Source organism: Granulicella sp. dw_53 (genome assembly GCF_018449545.1).
Lineage (GTDB): Bacteria > Acidobacteriota > Terriglobia > Terriglobales > Acidobacteriaceae > Edaphobacter.
Map to the genome: position 1 here is coordinate 354,085 of NZ_JAAVUR010000001.1, position 15,210 is coordinate 369,294.

Annotated in this window: 12 protein-coding genes; 6 read left to right on the top strand and 6 right to left on the bottom strand. The window is 59.2% G+C overall.

All coding sequences use genetic code 11. The features are described from left to right. Positions 1 to 9: 9 nt before the first annotated feature. Genes HB393_RS01575 through HB393_RS01590 form a run of 4 tightly spaced genes read left to right on the top strand, consistent with a single transcriptional unit; the run spans position 10 to position 3,274 of the window. On the top strand, positions 10 to 966 hold the full coding sequence (locus tag HB393_RS01575; RefSeq protein ID WP_255550707.1) for a FliA/WhiG family RNA polymerase sigma factor: 957 nt from the start codon (positions 10 to 12) through the stop codon (positions 964 to 966). Between the two features lie 48 nt (positions 967 to 1,014). Next, complete coding sequence (locus HB393_RS01580) at positions 1,015 to 2,010, top strand: FliM/FliN family flagellar motor switch protein (RefSeq protein ID WP_213803384.1); 996 nt, start codon at positions 1,015 to 1,017, stop codon at positions 2,008 to 2,010. A 14-nt stretch (positions 2,011 to 2,024) separates the two neighbouring features. Next, positions 2,025 to 2,318, top strand: a complete 294-nt coding sequence (locus tag HB393_RS01585) for a FliM/FliN family flagellar motor switch protein (protein WP_213803385.1) — start codon at positions 2,025 to 2,027, stop codon at positions 2,316 to 2,318. Further along, positions 2,306 to 3,274, top strand: coding sequence for a hypothetical protein (locus HB393_RS01590; protein ID WP_213803386.1), 969 nt, complete (start codon positions 2,306 to 2,308; stop codon positions 3,272 to 3,274). Before HB393_RS01585 ends, HB393_RS01590 begins: the two co-directional genes overlap by 13 nt. Before the next feature lie 448 nt (positions 3,275 to 3,722). Here the strand turns inward: HB393_RS01590 and HB393_RS01595 are convergent, their stop codons facing one another. The 5 genes from HB393_RS01595 to truA form a co-directional block, all read right to left on the bottom strand. Next, positions 3,723 to 4,130 (bottom strand): peptidoglycan-binding domain-containing protein, encoded by a 408-nt coding sequence (locus HB393_RS01595; protein WP_213803387.1) that lies wholly within the window; start codon positions 4,128 to 4,130, stop codon positions 3,723 to 3,725. 210 nt (positions 4,131 to 4,340) lie between these two features. Continuing rightward, positions 4,341 to 5,993 carry a trypsin-like peptidase domain-containing protein gene (locus HB393_RS01600; RefSeq protein ID WP_213803388.1) on the bottom strand — a complete coding sequence of 551 codons (1,653 nt, stop codon included), beginning with the start codon at positions 5,991 to 5,993 and terminating at the stop codon, positions 4,341 to 4,343. 178 nt (positions 5,994 to 6,171) lie between these two features. Then, complete coding sequence (locus HB393_RS01605) at positions 6,172 to 7,098, bottom strand: DMT family transporter (RefSeq protein WP_213803389.1); 927 nt, start codon at positions 7,096 to 7,098, stop codon at positions 6,172 to 6,174. Positions 7,099 to 7,190: 92 nt separating this feature from the next. Further along, the gene (locus tag HB393_RS01610; protein ID WP_213803390.1) at positions 7,191 to 8,471 is read right to left on the bottom strand and encodes a M20/M25/M40 family metallo-hydrolase; all 1,281 of its coding nucleotides are present in this window, start codon (positions 8,469 to 8,471) and stop codon (positions 7,191 to 7,193) included. Next, positions 8,471 to 9,280, bottom strand: a complete 810-nt coding sequence (gene truA / locus HB393_RS01615) for a tRNA pseudouridine(38-40) synthase TruA (RefSeq protein ID WP_213803391.1) — start codon at positions 9,278 to 9,280, stop codon at positions 8,471 to 8,473. The genes HB393_RS01610 and truA overlap by 1 nt, the downstream gene beginning before the upstream one ends. A gap of 493 nt (positions 9,281 to 9,773) precedes the next feature. Here truA and HB393_RS01620 point away from each other — a divergent pair, with 493 nt between their 5' ends. Both HB393_RS01620 and HB393_RS01625 read left to right on the top strand, forming a co-directional pair. Then, positions 9,774 to 11,879, top strand: a complete 2,106-nt coding sequence (locus tag HB393_RS01620) for a TolC family protein (protein ID WP_213803654.1) — start codon at positions 9,774 to 9,776, stop codon at positions 11,877 to 11,879. 157 nt (positions 11,880 to 12,036) lie between these two features. Then, a complete protein-coding gene (locus HB393_RS01625) occupies positions 12,037 to 14,175 on the top strand; it encodes a thioredoxin domain-containing protein (protein ID WP_213803392.1) in 2,139 nt (712 codons plus the stop codon). A 9-nt stretch (positions 14,176 to 14,184) separates the two neighbouring features. Here HB393_RS01625 and HB393_RS01630 read toward each other — a convergent pair whose 3' ends face one another. Next, complete coding sequence (locus tag HB393_RS01630; protein WP_213803393.1) at positions 14,185 to 15,114, bottom strand: mechanosensitive ion channel domain-containing protein; 930 nt, start codon at positions 15,112 to 15,114, stop codon at positions 14,185 to 14,187. Between the last annotated feature and the right edge of the window lie 96 nt (positions 15,115 to 15,210).

The following is a 15,210-nucleotide window of genomic DNA, read 5'->3' on the forward strand; positions in this document are numbered from 1 at the left end:
AGAGGAGCGATGAGCACAGGAAATTTGATGAATGCGGAGATGCTGCACGGACCAATGAACCGTGGCGAGCTTGAGACCGGCCGAACGCTTTTCGAGAGTGGGACCAAACTCGCGGGGATGTTTACACCAGCGGACTCTGTCTTCGAATCTTTTAAGGACGACCGCGGAATGGAAGCTGGAGAACAGGAAAATAAATTGGCAAACGAGCGCGATCGGGTATTGATGGAACATCTTCCGACTGTCCGGTACATCGCTCGGCGTATTCACGAACGGCTTCCTCAGCATGTGGAGCTGGACGATCTGATTTCGGCCGGGGTTGTAGGACTCATGGATGCCTTTACGAAGTTCGACCATGGCAAGAAGGTGCAGTTCAAGAGCTATGCACAGTTTCGCATTCGAGGGGCGATCCTGGATTCGCTGCGCACGCTCGATTGGAGCCCACGCGAGTTGAGGCGCAAGGGACGGGCAGTGGAAGAGGCCATCCGTTCGGTTACGCAGCGGCTAGGCCGCGCCCCGGCTGAACAGGAGATTGCAGTTGAGATGCAGCTTAGCCTCGAAGAGTATCAGCAGCTTCTTGGCGATCTGAAGGGGCTGGAGATCGGCAGCTTGCATATGGAGCGAGCTGAGGATTCAGGCGACGAGGAGTTAGCGTATGTTCCTGGTTCTCCTGACGAAGACCCGCTCTTCCGCTGCTTGAAAGGCGAGATGAAGCAGAGGCTGGTCGACGCCATCGAGGATCTACCCGAACGGGAGCGGCTTGTCTTGACCCTCTACTATTACGAGGAGATGACGATGAAAGATATCGGTCTGACCCTCGGGGTTGTGGAGTCAAGGATCTCACAGATTCATTCGTCCGCAGTTGTACGTCTGCGTGTCGCACTTGCGGGATTGAAGTCCAACAAATCGGCGGCTCCTAAGACGAAAGTTCCACTCAAGGAAGGCCAGAAGAGGGCATCTCGATCGTAGTGCAGACTCGATAGGTAACATTCAGGGGCAAACACAAAAGGAACATATATGAAGAAACAGCTTGAACAGGACAGTATTGACGCGTTGTTTGCTGCAGCCAAGGCGGGGATGTTAGGAGAGGTCGGGGAGGTTCAGGAGGTAGAAGAAGAAACGTCCCCGGAGCTTTATAACTTCAGCCGTGCCGGCCAGATCAGCAATGAGCAGATGCGTGCGATCAGCACCGTCAATAACCTGTTTGCCAGGAACCTGATGCGCAAGCTGGCGGCTTGGCTTCGAACTGAGTTCGATGTACGACTCGTGGCAGGGGAGCAGTTACCGTTCGTCGATTTCGTGGAACGGCTTTCCAAGCCTATGTATGTGTGCTCAATGGGGCTGGCTCCATTTGATGCGCTTGGGTTGATGGAGATTGATATTGCGCTTGCTCTGCCGATGGTCGACATCTTGCTTGGCGGGACAGGGCATCCGACGGAACCCCGAGAGTTGACCGATATTGAGGAGGCCATTCTGCTCTCGGTGGTACAGAAGATCCTCCAAGAGCTGAATCTGGCATGGCAGCCAGTGGGACTGCAGATGGAGTTGGAGCGGCGGGAGACTGAGGATCAGATTGAACGCATGATGACTCCTATGGAGAGAACGTTGTGTGTGAGCTTCGAGGTCAGGGTGCCGAAGGCGCTGGGGATGTTGAACCTATGCTTTCCGGCCTCTGTGTTGAACGCGATTCTTAGGCGGATGGTAGCGGAGGGAGGAAGACAGCGCAGGCGGTCGAGCGAGGCGAAGAGCAGGATGAGGGAGTTGATGGAGGACGCTAAGGTTGGAGCTGTGCTGCAATTTCCTCCGATGCGAATGCGGGCGCGTGAGCTGGCGACGTTAGTTCCTGGATCGATACTGCGGCTGCCTTTGGGGAAGAACTCCGATGCGGAGCTTCGTATTGGAGGGTTAGCGTTCGGAGGAGCGCATCCAGTGAGGACGGGAGAGCATCGTGGGGCTCAGTTGGTAGAGCTTCCTGGTACCAATTCGGAGCAGGTTGAAGTCACTGTGCAGTAAGAGAGAGGTCGACGATGGAAGGTGAAGCACAGAGCAATGAGAGCGCATTGAGTCTTCTGTATGACATCGAGTTGGATGCTACGTTACAGTTCGGATCGCGCGAGATGGTATTGCGAGAGGTCTTGGAGTTGGGACCTGGAGATGTAGTGGAGTTGAATCGGCATATATCCGAACCTGTCGATTTGGTGGTGGGAGACAGGATTGTTGCGCGAGGTGAAGTGGTGGTTGTGAGTGGTAACTTTGCGTTGCGCATCACAGAAGTGGCTGCGCCGCAGATGCGATTGGAGAGCATTCGATGCCTGTTCTAGGACGAGGACGAGAGGAGGAGGTTCGGTACATCTCGCAGATTGAAGATGCTTTGCTTCCTCAGGAGATGCATCGGAGAGCAGAGACGCGAATTTCTTTCGATGAGGGAGTGCGGCACTCGTGCGGGAGTGTGGAGTGTGTGAGTGGTTGGATGAGGCCGTGGCGGAGCCGGAGGCGGCCGGTCTTCGAGGGTCGTTGGGGATGTAGTGGGCGGTGTGTGTTGGCGATGGTGCGGTTAGCGGTGAGGCGGGAGGCGGGAGAGCGCAGGGTGGAGGAGGGACTGCATCGGCATCGTGTTCCACTGGGGTTGGTGATGCTGGCGCAGAGGTGGATTACTCACTCACAGTTGCAGGTGGCGTTACAGGCGCAGCAGGAGGCTGGATTCGGCAGGATTGGAGAGTGGTTGATCTCCGCGTGTGGAGTGGAGGCGGAGCACGTTACGCGTGGACTGAGTCTGCAGTGGAACTGTCCGGTGCTCTCGGCGGAGGGATTCGAGGCGCGGGAGATGGCGTTGGTGATGCCTCGGCGGTTCATCGAGGACTATGGTCTGGTGCCGTTGCGGGTCGCTGGTTCGCGGTTGCTGTATCTGGGCTGCGAGGATAGGTTGAACGCTTCGCTGGCTTATGCGGTGGAGCAGATGTCAGGGCTGCGAGTGCAGAGCGGCTTGGTTCAGGATGCCGAGTTGAAGGCGGTCCGATCGCGGCTGTTGGAGACTGAAGCTGTTCCGGTGGCGATGGAGCAGGTCGCGGATGAGGATGCTATGGCGGCCAGGATTACTGCTCGGTTAGAACAGAAGCGACCGCTGGCTGCGTGTCTTGTCCGGCTACATCAGTATTACTGGCTGCGCATGTGGCTGGAGAGCGGGACTCGCGGTGTCTTTGGCAGCATTCCCCGGAGTGCCGAGGATATGCAGGACTACCTGTTTACGGCCTCCCCCCCTCCCCCCTCTTTCAGCTAAACGGCTGAATCAAAGAGGCTTAGGGATGCCATCCTATCGTAAGCTTCTGATTCCTGGCGGGTTGGAGGTAAATTGGTCATTCTGTTTTGGTTATGTCCTTGCTCGCCCCTCGCCCTATAGAGACCTTTCTTATTGGATCTTCTTTATTAATTGTAGCGACTGAGTGAAAACTAAAGTGCCAACTGTAAGTTGCTGTTGGCATGGGGGTTAGTTGTTTTTTGGACTTGACATGCGATTTTGCTGGGAAATTGAGAGAAAGAAAATTAGAGGTAATTGTTAATGCCTGATTTCAATGGGATTCTGCTATCGAGCTGGCTGATTCGCAGCGGATGAACGTTCTCTTATCTTTATCCCCGTGGCTGGGAGTCTGGAGAATAGAGATTGTGTCGTAAATCAAAAAGAGAGTCCGCTAGCGGCGGACTCTCTTTACTTTTAGGTCTCTGATGTCTTAGTAGGTGGAGGCGGAAGGGGAGCGGCTCTCTTCGGGGGTGGGACGGGTGAGGCTTACGTCCTGATTGGGGCCGAGACCTAATTTGATGATGGCGCGAGAGTCAGGGACCAGAGTGGTCTGCCAGCCGTTGTCGCCCTGAAGTTTCTGCATGGCGGACTTGGTGGTGGCGTCCCAGGTGCCCGAGGGCGTTCCGGAGAGGTATCCCGACTTAATGAGGGCGGTCTGAATCTCGGTGGCGCGCTCAGGGGCGATTGCGGCCTGCTTATTGCTTTTAGTCGTGGTCTTGGTGTGCCTGGTGAAGAACCGGGGGGCGGTGGGTCCGCGTCGGGGATGGGTTAATCCGAAGGAGGGAAGCGCTGTAATAAGAAGGAGCGTCGAGCTGAGAAGGATTCGACCAAACCGCATAGTTACCATTGCACCCTTGTATTGAGGATAGTACCTATTCCAGGTACGAGCCTTGCCGACACGAGTAAGACTATATGTGTGTACCACTTTGCGCAACAGGAAAGGTTGCTTGAGTACTGGGTTAATTTTTGTAATGGCTAAAATTGCTTTTCAAAGCTAAAGGGCGACCCATGCTGCTGGGCCGCCCTTTCTTACCAACGACTTGGTCCTCTATGGAAGAGTTCCGCCGACGTAGGTGTTGCCAGTGCTCTGTGGGTAGTGGACGACGAAGACTACGTCATCTTTGGATTTGAGTTTGGAGACGATGGCCTTATAGCTGGCTTCGTCTGCCACGGGCATTTTGTTGATGGTGGTGATGATGGCGCCCTTGTTGAGATTGATCTCGTCTGCGAAGGAGCCGGGCCGTACGGAGGTAACGATGACGCCTCCGGTGAGGTTCAGCTTCTTGAGCATGGGAGGCGGCACTGCCGAGACGGTGATGCCGAGGGTGCTCTGACCGGCGTCCGACTCCTGCGGGGCTGCGTTGTCGTCTCCGTCGTTTCCGGCGAGGTCGGCGTAGGTCTTGGCGCGGTCACCGATCAGGACGCTGGCGGTGTTCTGCTTTCCGGAGCGGATGTAGCCGAGCTTGACGGAAGAACCAACCTTGCGCGCAGAGATGTCATTGACTAGATCATCTCCGTCCTTGATGTTGCGTCCGTCGATGGAGACGATGACGTCGCCCGGCTCTAGGCCGGCCTTAGCCGCGCCGCCGGTGGGGCTGACGGTAGCGACGATGACTCCGTTGGTAAAGCCGTACATGCGGCCAACCGCCGAGGAGACGGCAGGCTGGAAGCTGATGCCGATCGAACCGCGGGTGACTTTATGCTCCGGCCCGATGAGCATGTTGTAGACCGAGGCGATGATGTTGGACGGCATGGCGAATCCGACGCCCTGCGAGCCCATGGACTGGGTGTAGATGGCGGTGTTCATACCGACTACGTTCCCGCCGAGATCGACTAGAGGACCGCCGGAGTTACCCGGATTGATGGCCGCGTCGGTCTGGATGAAGCGCTGGAACTGGCTCTGCGAGATGCCGTTGGGGCTGGGTTCGTCGATGGAGCGGTTCTTCGCAGAGACGATACCGGCGGAGACAGTCTGAGAGAGACCGAAGGGGCTGCCGATGGCGAGGACCCAATCGCCGACCTGTGCGCTGTCGGAGTTGCCCAGCTTGATGGTCGGAAGGGGGGTGGAGGACTCGATCTTGATGACTGCGATGTCGGTGTCTTTATCAACGCCTACGACGCGTGCAGCGCGGCCTTGATCGCCGGGACCGCCGTCAGGATCGGTGGAGAGCTTGACGTAGATCTTGTCGGCTTTGTCGACGACGTGATTGTTGGTGATGATGTAGCCGCGTGAATCGACGATGAAGCCCGATCCGAGGGCGCGGCGTTCACTGCCGGCGGGACCATCATCGTCCCCATCGCCTCCGCCCTGACCGCCGAAGAAGCGGTTGAAGAAGTCCTGCATATCGCCCTGCGACGGATTGTCATCGTTGCCTGGCTGGCCACCACGCGGGGTCTGGCCACGGCGACGGGGAGTTTTATTGGCAGATTGCTTGGGAAGGGACTCGGTGTTGATGTTGACTACGGCCGGGCCGACCTGCTTGACGATGGCGGAGAAGCCGTTAGAGAGCTCTTTGGGGGAGGGAATGACGAGCGGCCGCGCATCCGAGGTATCGACCACCTGTTCTTTGCCGCTGACGCTGTGGGTCAGTACGGACCCGGCGAGGATGCCGACCGAGAAGGTCGCAAGAAGCAGAAAGGTTGCGGTAAGGCGTCGACTGCGGATTCGCTCCAGCAGGGTAGGGTTCTTGGGTGTATCCATGTATAGGTCTAACCTCATTCGAGCTGTGCTTCGCTGTGTGCGTGGCCCGTTTATCCGACGTGGCATCGAGCAGCGAAAGACTAAGTATATTCTCTTGAGCCTGGTATTCCGTTATTTGACGGACTTGCCAGGCGTTACGGTTGTTTAGACGCTGGCGGGAGGCAAATGTATGTGTAATTTATGAGGCGTGCGCCGCGATGGGAGGGGTTCCGGAGAGTAGCTCTATACAAATAATACCAATAAGGATCAGTGCGGCGCCAGTGAGTGGACGGGGGCCAAGGCGCTCGTCCAGAAAGAGGAGCGAGGTGAGCCAGGCGAAGACGGGCTCCAGGGTGAGCAGGATTGCGGTGTGGGTGGGCGGCAGATGTTGCTGGGCCCAACTCTGAATGGTGAAGGCGGCGGCCGTAGCCAGCAGACTGGTCACAGCGAGAGCGATGAAGAGCCGGGATGTAAAGACGATGTGGACGGGACCGCCGAGAGGTAAGGTGATGGCCATGATGAGCGCTGCGAAGCCGATCTGAAGGGTGGCGATCTGGAGAGCGGGAAGGCCGGGAGAGATGTGAGCCAAGGCGAGGAGATGTCCGGTGAAGGCGATGGCGCAGGCCAGGGTGAGGAGGTCGCCGAGGCTGATGGTGGAGAAGATCTCCCGAAGGTGGGTTCCGGGCGGAGTGGTGAGGAGAAGCAAGCCAGTGAAGGCGAGAAGGGCTCCCAGAGCCGCATTCCAACGGGGAGCGTGGGTCCCGCGCGGACGAAGGATGGGGAAGGCAGTGAAGAGGGGGACGAAGACGACGACCATTCCAGTGATGAAGGCGGATTTGGCGGGGGTGGTGCGGGCGAGTCCGGCGGTCTGAAATTGGTAGCCGGCAGCGAGGAAGAGGCCGACGAGGAGGCCGGAGAGGATGGTTCGGCGGGGGAGCTTGCGGAGGAGGCGGTGGTTGAGGATGGCCAGCACAAGGAAGGCGATGGCCATGCGGAGGAGGTTGAAGAGGAGCGGCGAGACGTCCTGGAGGGCGTCCTTGACGAGGGCGAAGGTCGATCCCCAGACGATGACTACGGCGAGCAGGAGCAGATGGGCGAGTGCGCTGGGGGTGAGGCGTCTGCTCATCTTTTGGGCTGTCTGTCGAGGAGAGGGCGGAGAGACTGAGGAGTGGGCGCGGAGAGTTTCACGGAGTGAAGTGTACCAAGTGGTGTTGGGGGTCACGGGGCAGGAACGGTGTCGGCGATGCGTTGGGCGGTGTCGAGGAGGGTGAGGAGGATGCGGCGGAGGGCGGTCTCGCGACCGGTGGGGTCGTACCACTCCTGAAGGGTGTGGATGCCGCCGCCGATACCGCCGGAGCCGAGGGCCAGGGCGGGGATTCCCAGGGCGAGGGGGATATTGGCGTCGGTGGAGCCGATGCGAGGCTCGGTGTGGAGGGTGAGGTGGCGATCGATGGCGCGGAGGGTGTGGAGGAGGGGAGAGTCGTCGGGCAGGGCTCCGGCGGGACGGCTGCCGATGACCTCGATTTCAAGCTTAGCGGGGACGCGGATGGGTCGCTGACGGGTGGCTTCGCGGGCGCAGACGGCCAAAGTGGTGTCGAGGAGACGGCGGACGTCCTGCTCGGTGGCGATGAGTTGGTCGGGATCGGTGGAGCGGAGGTCAAGGAGGGCGGTGGCGGACTCGGGGATGGAGTTTACGGAGGTGCCGCCGGAGATGTGGCCGACGTTGAGGGTGGTTCGGGGGGTAGAGGGGAGACGGAGCTGGGCGAGCTCGGCGAGGGCTCGACTAAGGATGAGGATGGGGTTGGAGGTGCCGGCGTCGGTCCAGGAGTGGCCGCCCGGACCGGTGACGGTGACGCGGAGGCGACGGCTTCCCAGGCCGCGAGTGACGACGGTATTGGTTCCGGAGCCCTCCAGGGCGAGCGCGGCTACGATGCGTCCGTGGTACGGGCCGCGGGTGAAGAGGTGACGCATGCCGCGGAGGTCGCCCTCGCCCTCTTCGCCTACGTTGGCGGCGAAGAGGATGGGAATTGGGGGTTGGATCTTGGCGTAACGCAGGGCGGCGGCGATAGCGAGCAGGGCGGTGAGGCCGGAGGCGTTATCGCAGATGCCGGGCGCGTAGATGCGGGCGTCGTCGGGGTCTTCGATGGGGTCGCAGGGGGTTCCGGCGGCGAAGACAGTGTCGAGGTGGGCGGAGATGAGGATGCATGGAGCGCGGCGCGGCTTGATCTCTGGGGTTGTTGTGGCCTCCGATGATTCGAGTTCTGCCAGGGCGTTGCCCTCGTCGTCGATCTGGAGGTTGGTGAGGCCGAGTTGGCGAAAGCGGTCGAGGAACCAGGCGGCTCGGTCGGCCTCGCCGAAGGGTGGGGCGGGGATGCGGACGAGCTCGAGCTGCCACTGACGAAGCTGGGGCTGATGAAGGTGCAGCCAGTGGAAGGCCCGGTGGACGGGGGTGAGGCTGACGAGTTTGGTGATGCGGCGCTGAGCGGTGGCTGCGGGCATCAGTAGTTGACCTCGATCAGGAAGAGACCGCGTGCGGGTGCAGTGGGGCCGGCGGCGGAGCGGTCGCGGAGGCTGAGGATGTACGGAACGGAGTTCGGCGCGATGCGGCCGCAGCCGACTTCGACGAAGGTTCCGACGAGGTTGCGGACCATGTGGTGAAGGAAGCCGCTGCCGGTGACTCGGTAGAGGAGGAGGCCGTCGGAGAGAATCCAGGTGGAGCTGTGGATGGTGCGGATGTTGGTGGCGTGGATTGGAGCGGCGGTCGAGGCTTCGCGGGTGGCAAGGTCGGGATCGGAGGCGGCGAAGGAGGTGAAGTCGTGGGTGCCGAGGACGGCGTCGGCGGCGTTCTGGAGCAGAGCGAGGTCGAGCTGGAAGGGACAGTCCCAGACGAAGGGCGCGAGCATGGGGGAGCAGATAAGAGGCATGGGGTCGGGGATCGGGGTGAGGGGCAAGGGGCGCGAGGGGAAGATGCGGTACTCGTAGGTCTTGCCGATGGCGCTGTGACGGGCGTGGAAGCCGGGGGCGGCGGGTTCAAGGGAGAGAATACGGATGGCGGGGGGTAAGGCGCGGTTGAGGGCACGGTGGAGGTTTGGGCCGGGAATGGGGGCGGCGATGGAGAAGGAGGCGACTTGTCCGAGGGCGTGGACGCCGGTATCGGTGCGGCCGGACCCCTGGGGCAGGACGGATTCTCCGCTGACGTGGAGGATGGCCTGGGCGAGCGAGCCCTGCACGGTAGGGAGGCCGGGCTGGATCTGCCAGCCGTGGAACGCGGTGCCGTCGTAAGCGAGAATGGACTTCCAAAGGACCATACAGATGATATTGGACGGTATCACGAAGGAGGTGGCGAGCCGGGCAACCCTAGTTCAGAGGAAGAACCGGGTGTGGAGAGGAGCGTTGGTATACTTGGTTGGCTGTGACCACACAGCACGTCTCCTCATCCATCTGGCGGTAGTTAAAGCGACCTGAATGCAGGTTTGGCTGAAAGTGTGGGAACGAAGGTGCATCGATGTACGTATTACATCCCCAAGTGCTTCCTTGGATGCAAGAGTCGGGCCCTAGAGGATATTTTCGAGTCCTCGGAGGTAGGCTGTGCGTCTAGTAAGCATCGACACAGATTTATCGAAGTTGTTCCGGCGGCTAATACAGCGGAACTTTGTACCTGAGCGGAGCTTCGCCGGAGTTTGCCTTGTTGGATGGGAATGGCCGGCGAATCGCAAGACATTTGGAGCAGTCTGTAATCGTAGGCCGTAGCACAAGGCTGTATAGACAAGAGTCGGAGAGCGCATCGTGAGATTAAGAGATATGCAGGCGGCAGCGAGCATTGGGCTGCTGTTGATGAGTGTGACCACGCAACCGGTAGTGGCACAACAACAGACCAACCCGACAGCACCGGCAACAACACAGGCGGTAGTCACCGATACGACAGGACAGCCTGGCCTGCCCCAGGCTCCGGAGCCGAAGCTGACGGAGCCCCTCTACCTTCGCGATACGGGACACGATTACACGAAGCCGAAGAGCCACTTCCGCAATCCGATCGCGCCGTATACGCCGACGTATGTGCCTCTACCGACGACGGGCAATACGCCGCGCCTGGCCTCGCTTCTTCGGGAAGGCAAGATCTATCTGAGCTTGCCGGATGCGGTTGCGCTGGCGCTCGAGAATAACTACGACATCGCGATCGCGCGGATCAATCTGGATATCGCGGATACCGATATCATGCGCACCAAGGCGGGATCGACGCTGCGTGGTGTGTCCAACGGCCTGGTGACGAATACCCTGGGCGGAACGACGTCCACAGTGACGACTGGAGGCGGACCGGGCGGAACGTCGACGGCAAGTGGCGGTGGCGCCGCTGGTGCGTCGGGACTCGTGCTGAGCACCAATGGTGGTGGTCCGGCAGTTGAGCCTCTGGATCCGGTCCTGACTGGAACACTGCAGTATGAATCGGCCAATACGCAGCAGAGCAGTACCTTGATTACTGGAACGAACGCCTTGAACCAGGACACCGGAACTTACAATTTCGGATACCAGCAAGGTTTCTTGACTGGAACGCTATTCAACTTCACGTTCAATAACGCCCGAACCACGACCAACAGTCAAAGGGCAAGTTTCAGCCCGCAGTTGAACTCCAGTTTCCGGGCTCAGGCGACACAGCATCTGTTGCAGGGTTTTGGCTGGGGAGTCAATGGCCGGTTTATTCTGCAAGCCAAGAACGACCGCAGAATTACCGATTCGGCCTTCCGTCAGCAGCTTTTGTTCACTATCAACCAGGTAGAGAATATCTACTGGGGTCTGGTGAGCGCCTATGAGGATGAGCTTGCCAAGGAACGGGCGTTGACCCAGTCCACGCAGCTCACTTCGGATAACAGGAAGCAGCTTGAGATCGGAACGCTTGCCCCCCTGGATGTCGTGAACTCGGACAGCGCAGTGGCAACGGACAAGCAGGCGTTGGTGGCCTCCAAGACGAATCTTGAGTATCAGCAGCTTTTGATGAAGCAGGCTATTGCGCGGAATCTCAATGATCCCATGCTCTCGAACGCTCCTGTCGTCCCGACGGACCGCGTGGCCCTGGATCGTCTGCCGGAAGAAGATACGCCAGTGGAGGAACTTGTAAAACAGGCTTACGTCAACAATCCGTCGATTGAGCAAGCTGTACTGAATATGAAAAATAACGAGATCACCATCAAGGCCTTCAAGAACGGCTTGCTTCCGGTGGTCGATGCTTACGCGTTCTATGGTGGCAGTGGACTGGGCGGAGCTCAGAATCCTGCTTTGAATTGCGCAAATTCAATTACTGCAGGATCGTTCACTCCCTGTCCTGTGGGAACTGTTGCCGTATCTGGCTATTCGGATGTACTAGGGAATACCTTCAACAACTCTTTTCCGGACAGGGGTGTCGGGGTGAATATCAATATCCCGCTGCGGAATCGGGTTGCACAGGCTGACCAGGCGCGGTCGCAGATGGAGTACCGGCAGTCCCAGATGCGGTTGCAGCAACTCTATACTCAGATCCGGATTCAGGTGATCAATGGACAGTATGCGTTGACCAACGACCGGGCGCAGGTTCTGGCGGCTCAGACGGCGCGGGACTTCCAGTTGCAGAGCCTTGACGCGGAGCAGAAGAAGTACAAACTGGGCGCTTCGACGACGGCCCTGGTTCTCCAGCAGCAGAGAAACGTAGCGGCTGCGGAGAACACCTTGATCTCTGCGACGGCTGCCTATGCCAATGACCGCGTCGCTCTGAGTCAGTTGCTGTCGAACACGCTGGACCGTTATGGCATCAGTATTGCGGATGCGGCTACCGGGGTTCTTGGTCAGACGCCTATGATCCCAGGTCTGACAGCCCCAACGGCACCGGCGACAGCCAAGCCGATTCAGTCGGCGCCGAATCCGGCTCCGCAGCAGTAAGAGCAAAGAGAACACAGCAGGGAAGACGACGATGGGCGCGAGGATACTCCTCGCGCCCATTCTATTTTCTGGGCTTTTTTGATGCAATCCTTTACGGCGGGATATTTGTGAGGTCTCTTCAAGGAGCTTCTTGTCCTTCGGATAGACTTAATCCCATATGAGGAACGAGCAAAAGAACTCCCTGGCAAATGCAGCTTCTGCGTATCTTAGGTCGGCAATGCATCAGCCGGTGGACTGGATGGAGTGGGGCGATGAGGCGTTTGCCCTCGCACAGGTGGAAGACAAGCCGATCCTGTTGGATATTGGAGCGGTGTGGTGCCATTGGTGCCATGTGATGGATCGCGAGAGCTATGAGAACGCCGAGACAGCGAAGATCATCAATGAGCACTTTGTTGCAGTGAAGGTGGACCGGGACGAACGCCCGGATGTGGATACACGGTATCAGGCGGCGGTGGCCTCTATCAGCGGACAAGGTGGTTGGCCGTTGACGGCGTTTCTGACCCCTGAGGGGAAGCCTTACTTTGGTGGAACTTACTTTCCCCCGGATGACCGGCACGGCCGGCCGGGACTACGGCGTGTGTTGCTGACAATGGCGGAGGCCTTTGAGAAGCGCCGGGACGAGGTGAACGAGTCGGCCGGAAGCGTGCTGGAGGCGATCGAGCAGAATGAGTCGTTCATGGGGCGGAGCGGTAATCCCGGCCCGGAGCTGGTGGCGAAGCTGGTGGACGGGGCTTTGAAGCAGTTCGACGCGCGGTCGGGTGGGTTCGGATCGCAGCCGAAGTTTCCTCACTCGGGGGCGATCGATCTCTTGTTGGATTCGGCCTCTCGGGTATCGATCGGAGCAGGCGCTGCGGTAGTGAATGAGCCTGCGAAGCGAGCCGCCATGGTGACTTTGGACAAGATGCAGAAGGGTGGAATCTATGATCATCTGGCGGGCGGATTCCATCGTTACAGCGTGGATGAAAACTGGGTGGTGCCGCACTTCGAGAAGATGGCGTATGACAACAGCGAGCTGTTGAAGAATTACGTACACGCCTTTCAGACGTTCGTGGATCCGGAGAATGCCCGCGTAGCGCGGGAGATGATTAAGTGGATGGACGAGTGGCTAAGCGACCGCGAACGAGGTGGGTTTTACGCGTCGCAGGATGCAGACTTCTCGCTCGACGACGACGGAGACTACTTTACGTGGACGCGGGATGAGGCGGCTGCCGTGCTCACTCCTGAGGAGTTGGCGGTGGCTGGGGCGTACTACGATATCGGTGAGATCGGCGACATGCACCATAACCCTGCGAAGAATGTGCTCCATGTGCGTACAACGATCCAGAGCGTAGCCCGTTCGAACCAGATCGAGCTGGAGGTGGCGCAGGAGCGGCTGGCATCTGCTAAGGCAAAGATGTATGCAGCGCGGTTGAAGCGGCCTACTCCCTACGTAGATAAGACGATCTATGTGGCCTGGAACGGCATGTGCATCTCTGCCTATATCGAAGCCGGGCGGGTGTTGGGGATGCCGGAGGTGACGGAGTTTGCCTTGAAGTCGTTGGACCGGGTGCTGGGGAGTGCCTGGAGCACTGAGTCGGGGGTCGCTCACGTTGTCGCGTATGGGGAGGGAACAACCGCTGGACGGCGAGTGGCCGGAGTGTTGGACGATTATGTCTTTCTGGGACATGCGGCATTGGACGCCTGGGAGGCTACGGGAGAATTGGCCTACTACAAGGCGTCCGAGGCGATCATGGAGGGTGCCGTGGCGCGGTTCTACGATACGACCGGATGTGCCTTTTTCGATACGGAGCTGGCACAGCAGGGCGAGGTTCGGCTGGGTGCGCTGGTAACGCGGAGAAAGCCGTTGCAGGACTCTCCGACTCCCGCAGCGAACCCGATGGCGGCGGCCCTCTTGCTGCGGCTAGAGGCTCTCAACGGGCGCGAGGACTACGCGGTCAAGGCGCAGGAGACGATGGAGACCTTTGCGGGCGTTGTCGAGCACTTTGGGCTATACGCGGCGAGTTACGGACTTGCGCTGCAGAGACTGGTTCAACGGGCAATCCAGGTGTGTGTGATTGGTGACGATGCCGATGCGCGCCGACTGGAGACAGTCGCCATGGCCCGGTACGCGGTCAATAAAAGCGTAGTGCGGCTGCGGCGGGATCAGTTGGCGAGTTTGCCTCCCATGCTGGCCGAGACCTTGCCGTATCTTCCTGCGATGGAGGGCAGCTTCGCGGTGCTGTGCAATGGGAATGGCTGCCTGCCACCGGTAAAGACGGTCGAGGAGCTGATGGCGGCCATGAACCAGACCTTATAAAGATCCGACTCAGGCACCGATGGTGGGCGGCTTGGGAGGAGCGGTGGGGTCGGCTGGCTGCTGCATGATAACCATGCTGGAGCCGTTGCCGAGTGCGATGCCTTCCTTCTCGAAGGTGAGGAGGATGCGGCGGCGGAGTTCGCGGAGGACGCCGTCCTTCTGGTTGGCGCGGACCTTCAGGTTGACGGGGTAGATGACCTCGCGGCCGCTGATCTTATCGACTCCGAGGATATCGGGGTCGGCGATGACGACCTGCTTGAACGCTGGGTCGTTGCGGACCTCGTCGGCGAGCTTTTTGAGCAGTGCTACGACGGTGTCGGGATTGACATCGGAGTCGACGCTGACTGGGAGCGAGGCGATGGAGAAGTCGCGGGAGAGGTTGGAGACGGTGGCGATCTGGCTGTTGGGAATGATGTGCATCGTGCCGTCGCCGTCGCGCAGGGTGGTGCAGCGCAGGGTGAGATTTTCGACCGATCCCTGGAGCCCGGCTATTTTAACGACCTCTCCGACGTTGTACTGATCTTCAAGGAGGATGAAGATACCATTCAGCATGTCCTTGAAGATGGATTGCGCCCCGAGGCCGATACCGACACCGACGACGCCGGCGGAGGCCAGCAGAGGGGTGAGATTGATGTTGAAGACCGACAGAACGTGCAATAGAACGATGAAGCCGATGACGCTATAGGACGTCGCACGTATGATGGCGGCCATGGTGCGAAGCTGGGAGGCTCTCTGCGAGTTACCGACCTGCCTGTCGGCCAGCTTCAACATACGGGTGACGAAGAACTTGCAGATCTGCATCAAAACGAACGCCAGCAGCACGATGGCTACCAGGCGGGGCAGGTCGGCGCGTACGAAGGTGATGATGTCGTTACGCCAATCGTTTTCCAGAATCCGCGAGATGCGTTCCGTTTGCAGGGGCGGTGTCTGAAGGAGCATTATTACGGAATCTCAACTTTCCAAAGCAGCATCTTCGTAAGACATCATTCTTACAGGTGAAGATGCTTTTAGCCCGCTGTGCAGGACGCTAGCAGA

Bases quoted from the DNA above. Each gene is read 5' to 3' on its own strand.
- HB393_RS01575 (WP_255550707.1), top strand. From the start codon at position 10: ATGAGCACAGGAAATTTGATGAATGCGGAGATGCTGCACGGACCAATG.
- HB393_RS01580 (WP_213803384.1), top strand. From the start codon at position 1,015: ATGAAGAAACAGCTTGAACAGGACAGTATTGACGCGTTGTTTGCTGCA.
- HB393_RS01585 (WP_213803385.1), top strand. From the start codon at position 2,025: ATGGAAGGTGAAGCACAGAGCAATGAGAGCGCATTGAGTCTTCTGTAT.
- HB393_RS01590 (WP_213803386.1), top strand. From the start codon at position 2,306: ATGCCTGTTCTAGGACGAGGACGAGAGGAGGAGGTTCGGTACATCTCG.
- HB393_RS01595 (WP_213803387.1), bottom strand. From the start codon at position 4,130: ATGCGGTTTGGTCGAATCCTTCTCAGCTCGACGCTCCTTCTTATTACA.
- HB393_RS01600 (WP_213803388.1), bottom strand. From the start codon at position 5,993: ATGGATACACCCAAGAACCCTACCCTGCTGGAGCGAATCCGCAGTCGA.
- HB393_RS01605 (WP_213803389.1), bottom strand. From the start codon at position 7,098: ATGAGCAGACGCCTCACCCCCAGCGCACTCGCCCATCTGCTCCTGCTC.
- HB393_RS01610 (WP_213803390.1), bottom strand. From the start codon at position 8,471: ATGCCCGCAGCCACCGCTCAGCGCCGCATCACCAAACTCGTCAGCCTC.
- truA (WP_213803391.1), bottom strand. From the start codon at position 9,280: ATGGTCCTTTGGAAGTCCATTCTCGCTTACGACGGCACCGCGTTCCAC.
- HB393_RS01620 (WP_213803654.1), top strand. From the start codon at position 9,774: ATGCAGGCGGCAGCGAGCATTGGGCTGCTGTTGATGAGTGTGACCACG.
- HB393_RS01625 (WP_213803392.1), top strand. From the start codon at position 12,037: ATGAGGAACGAGCAAAAGAACTCCCTGGCAAATGCAGCTTCTGCGTAT.
- HB393_RS01630 (WP_213803393.1), bottom strand. From the start codon at position 15,114: ATGCTCCTTCAGACACCGCCCCTGCAAACGGAACGCATCTCGCGGATT.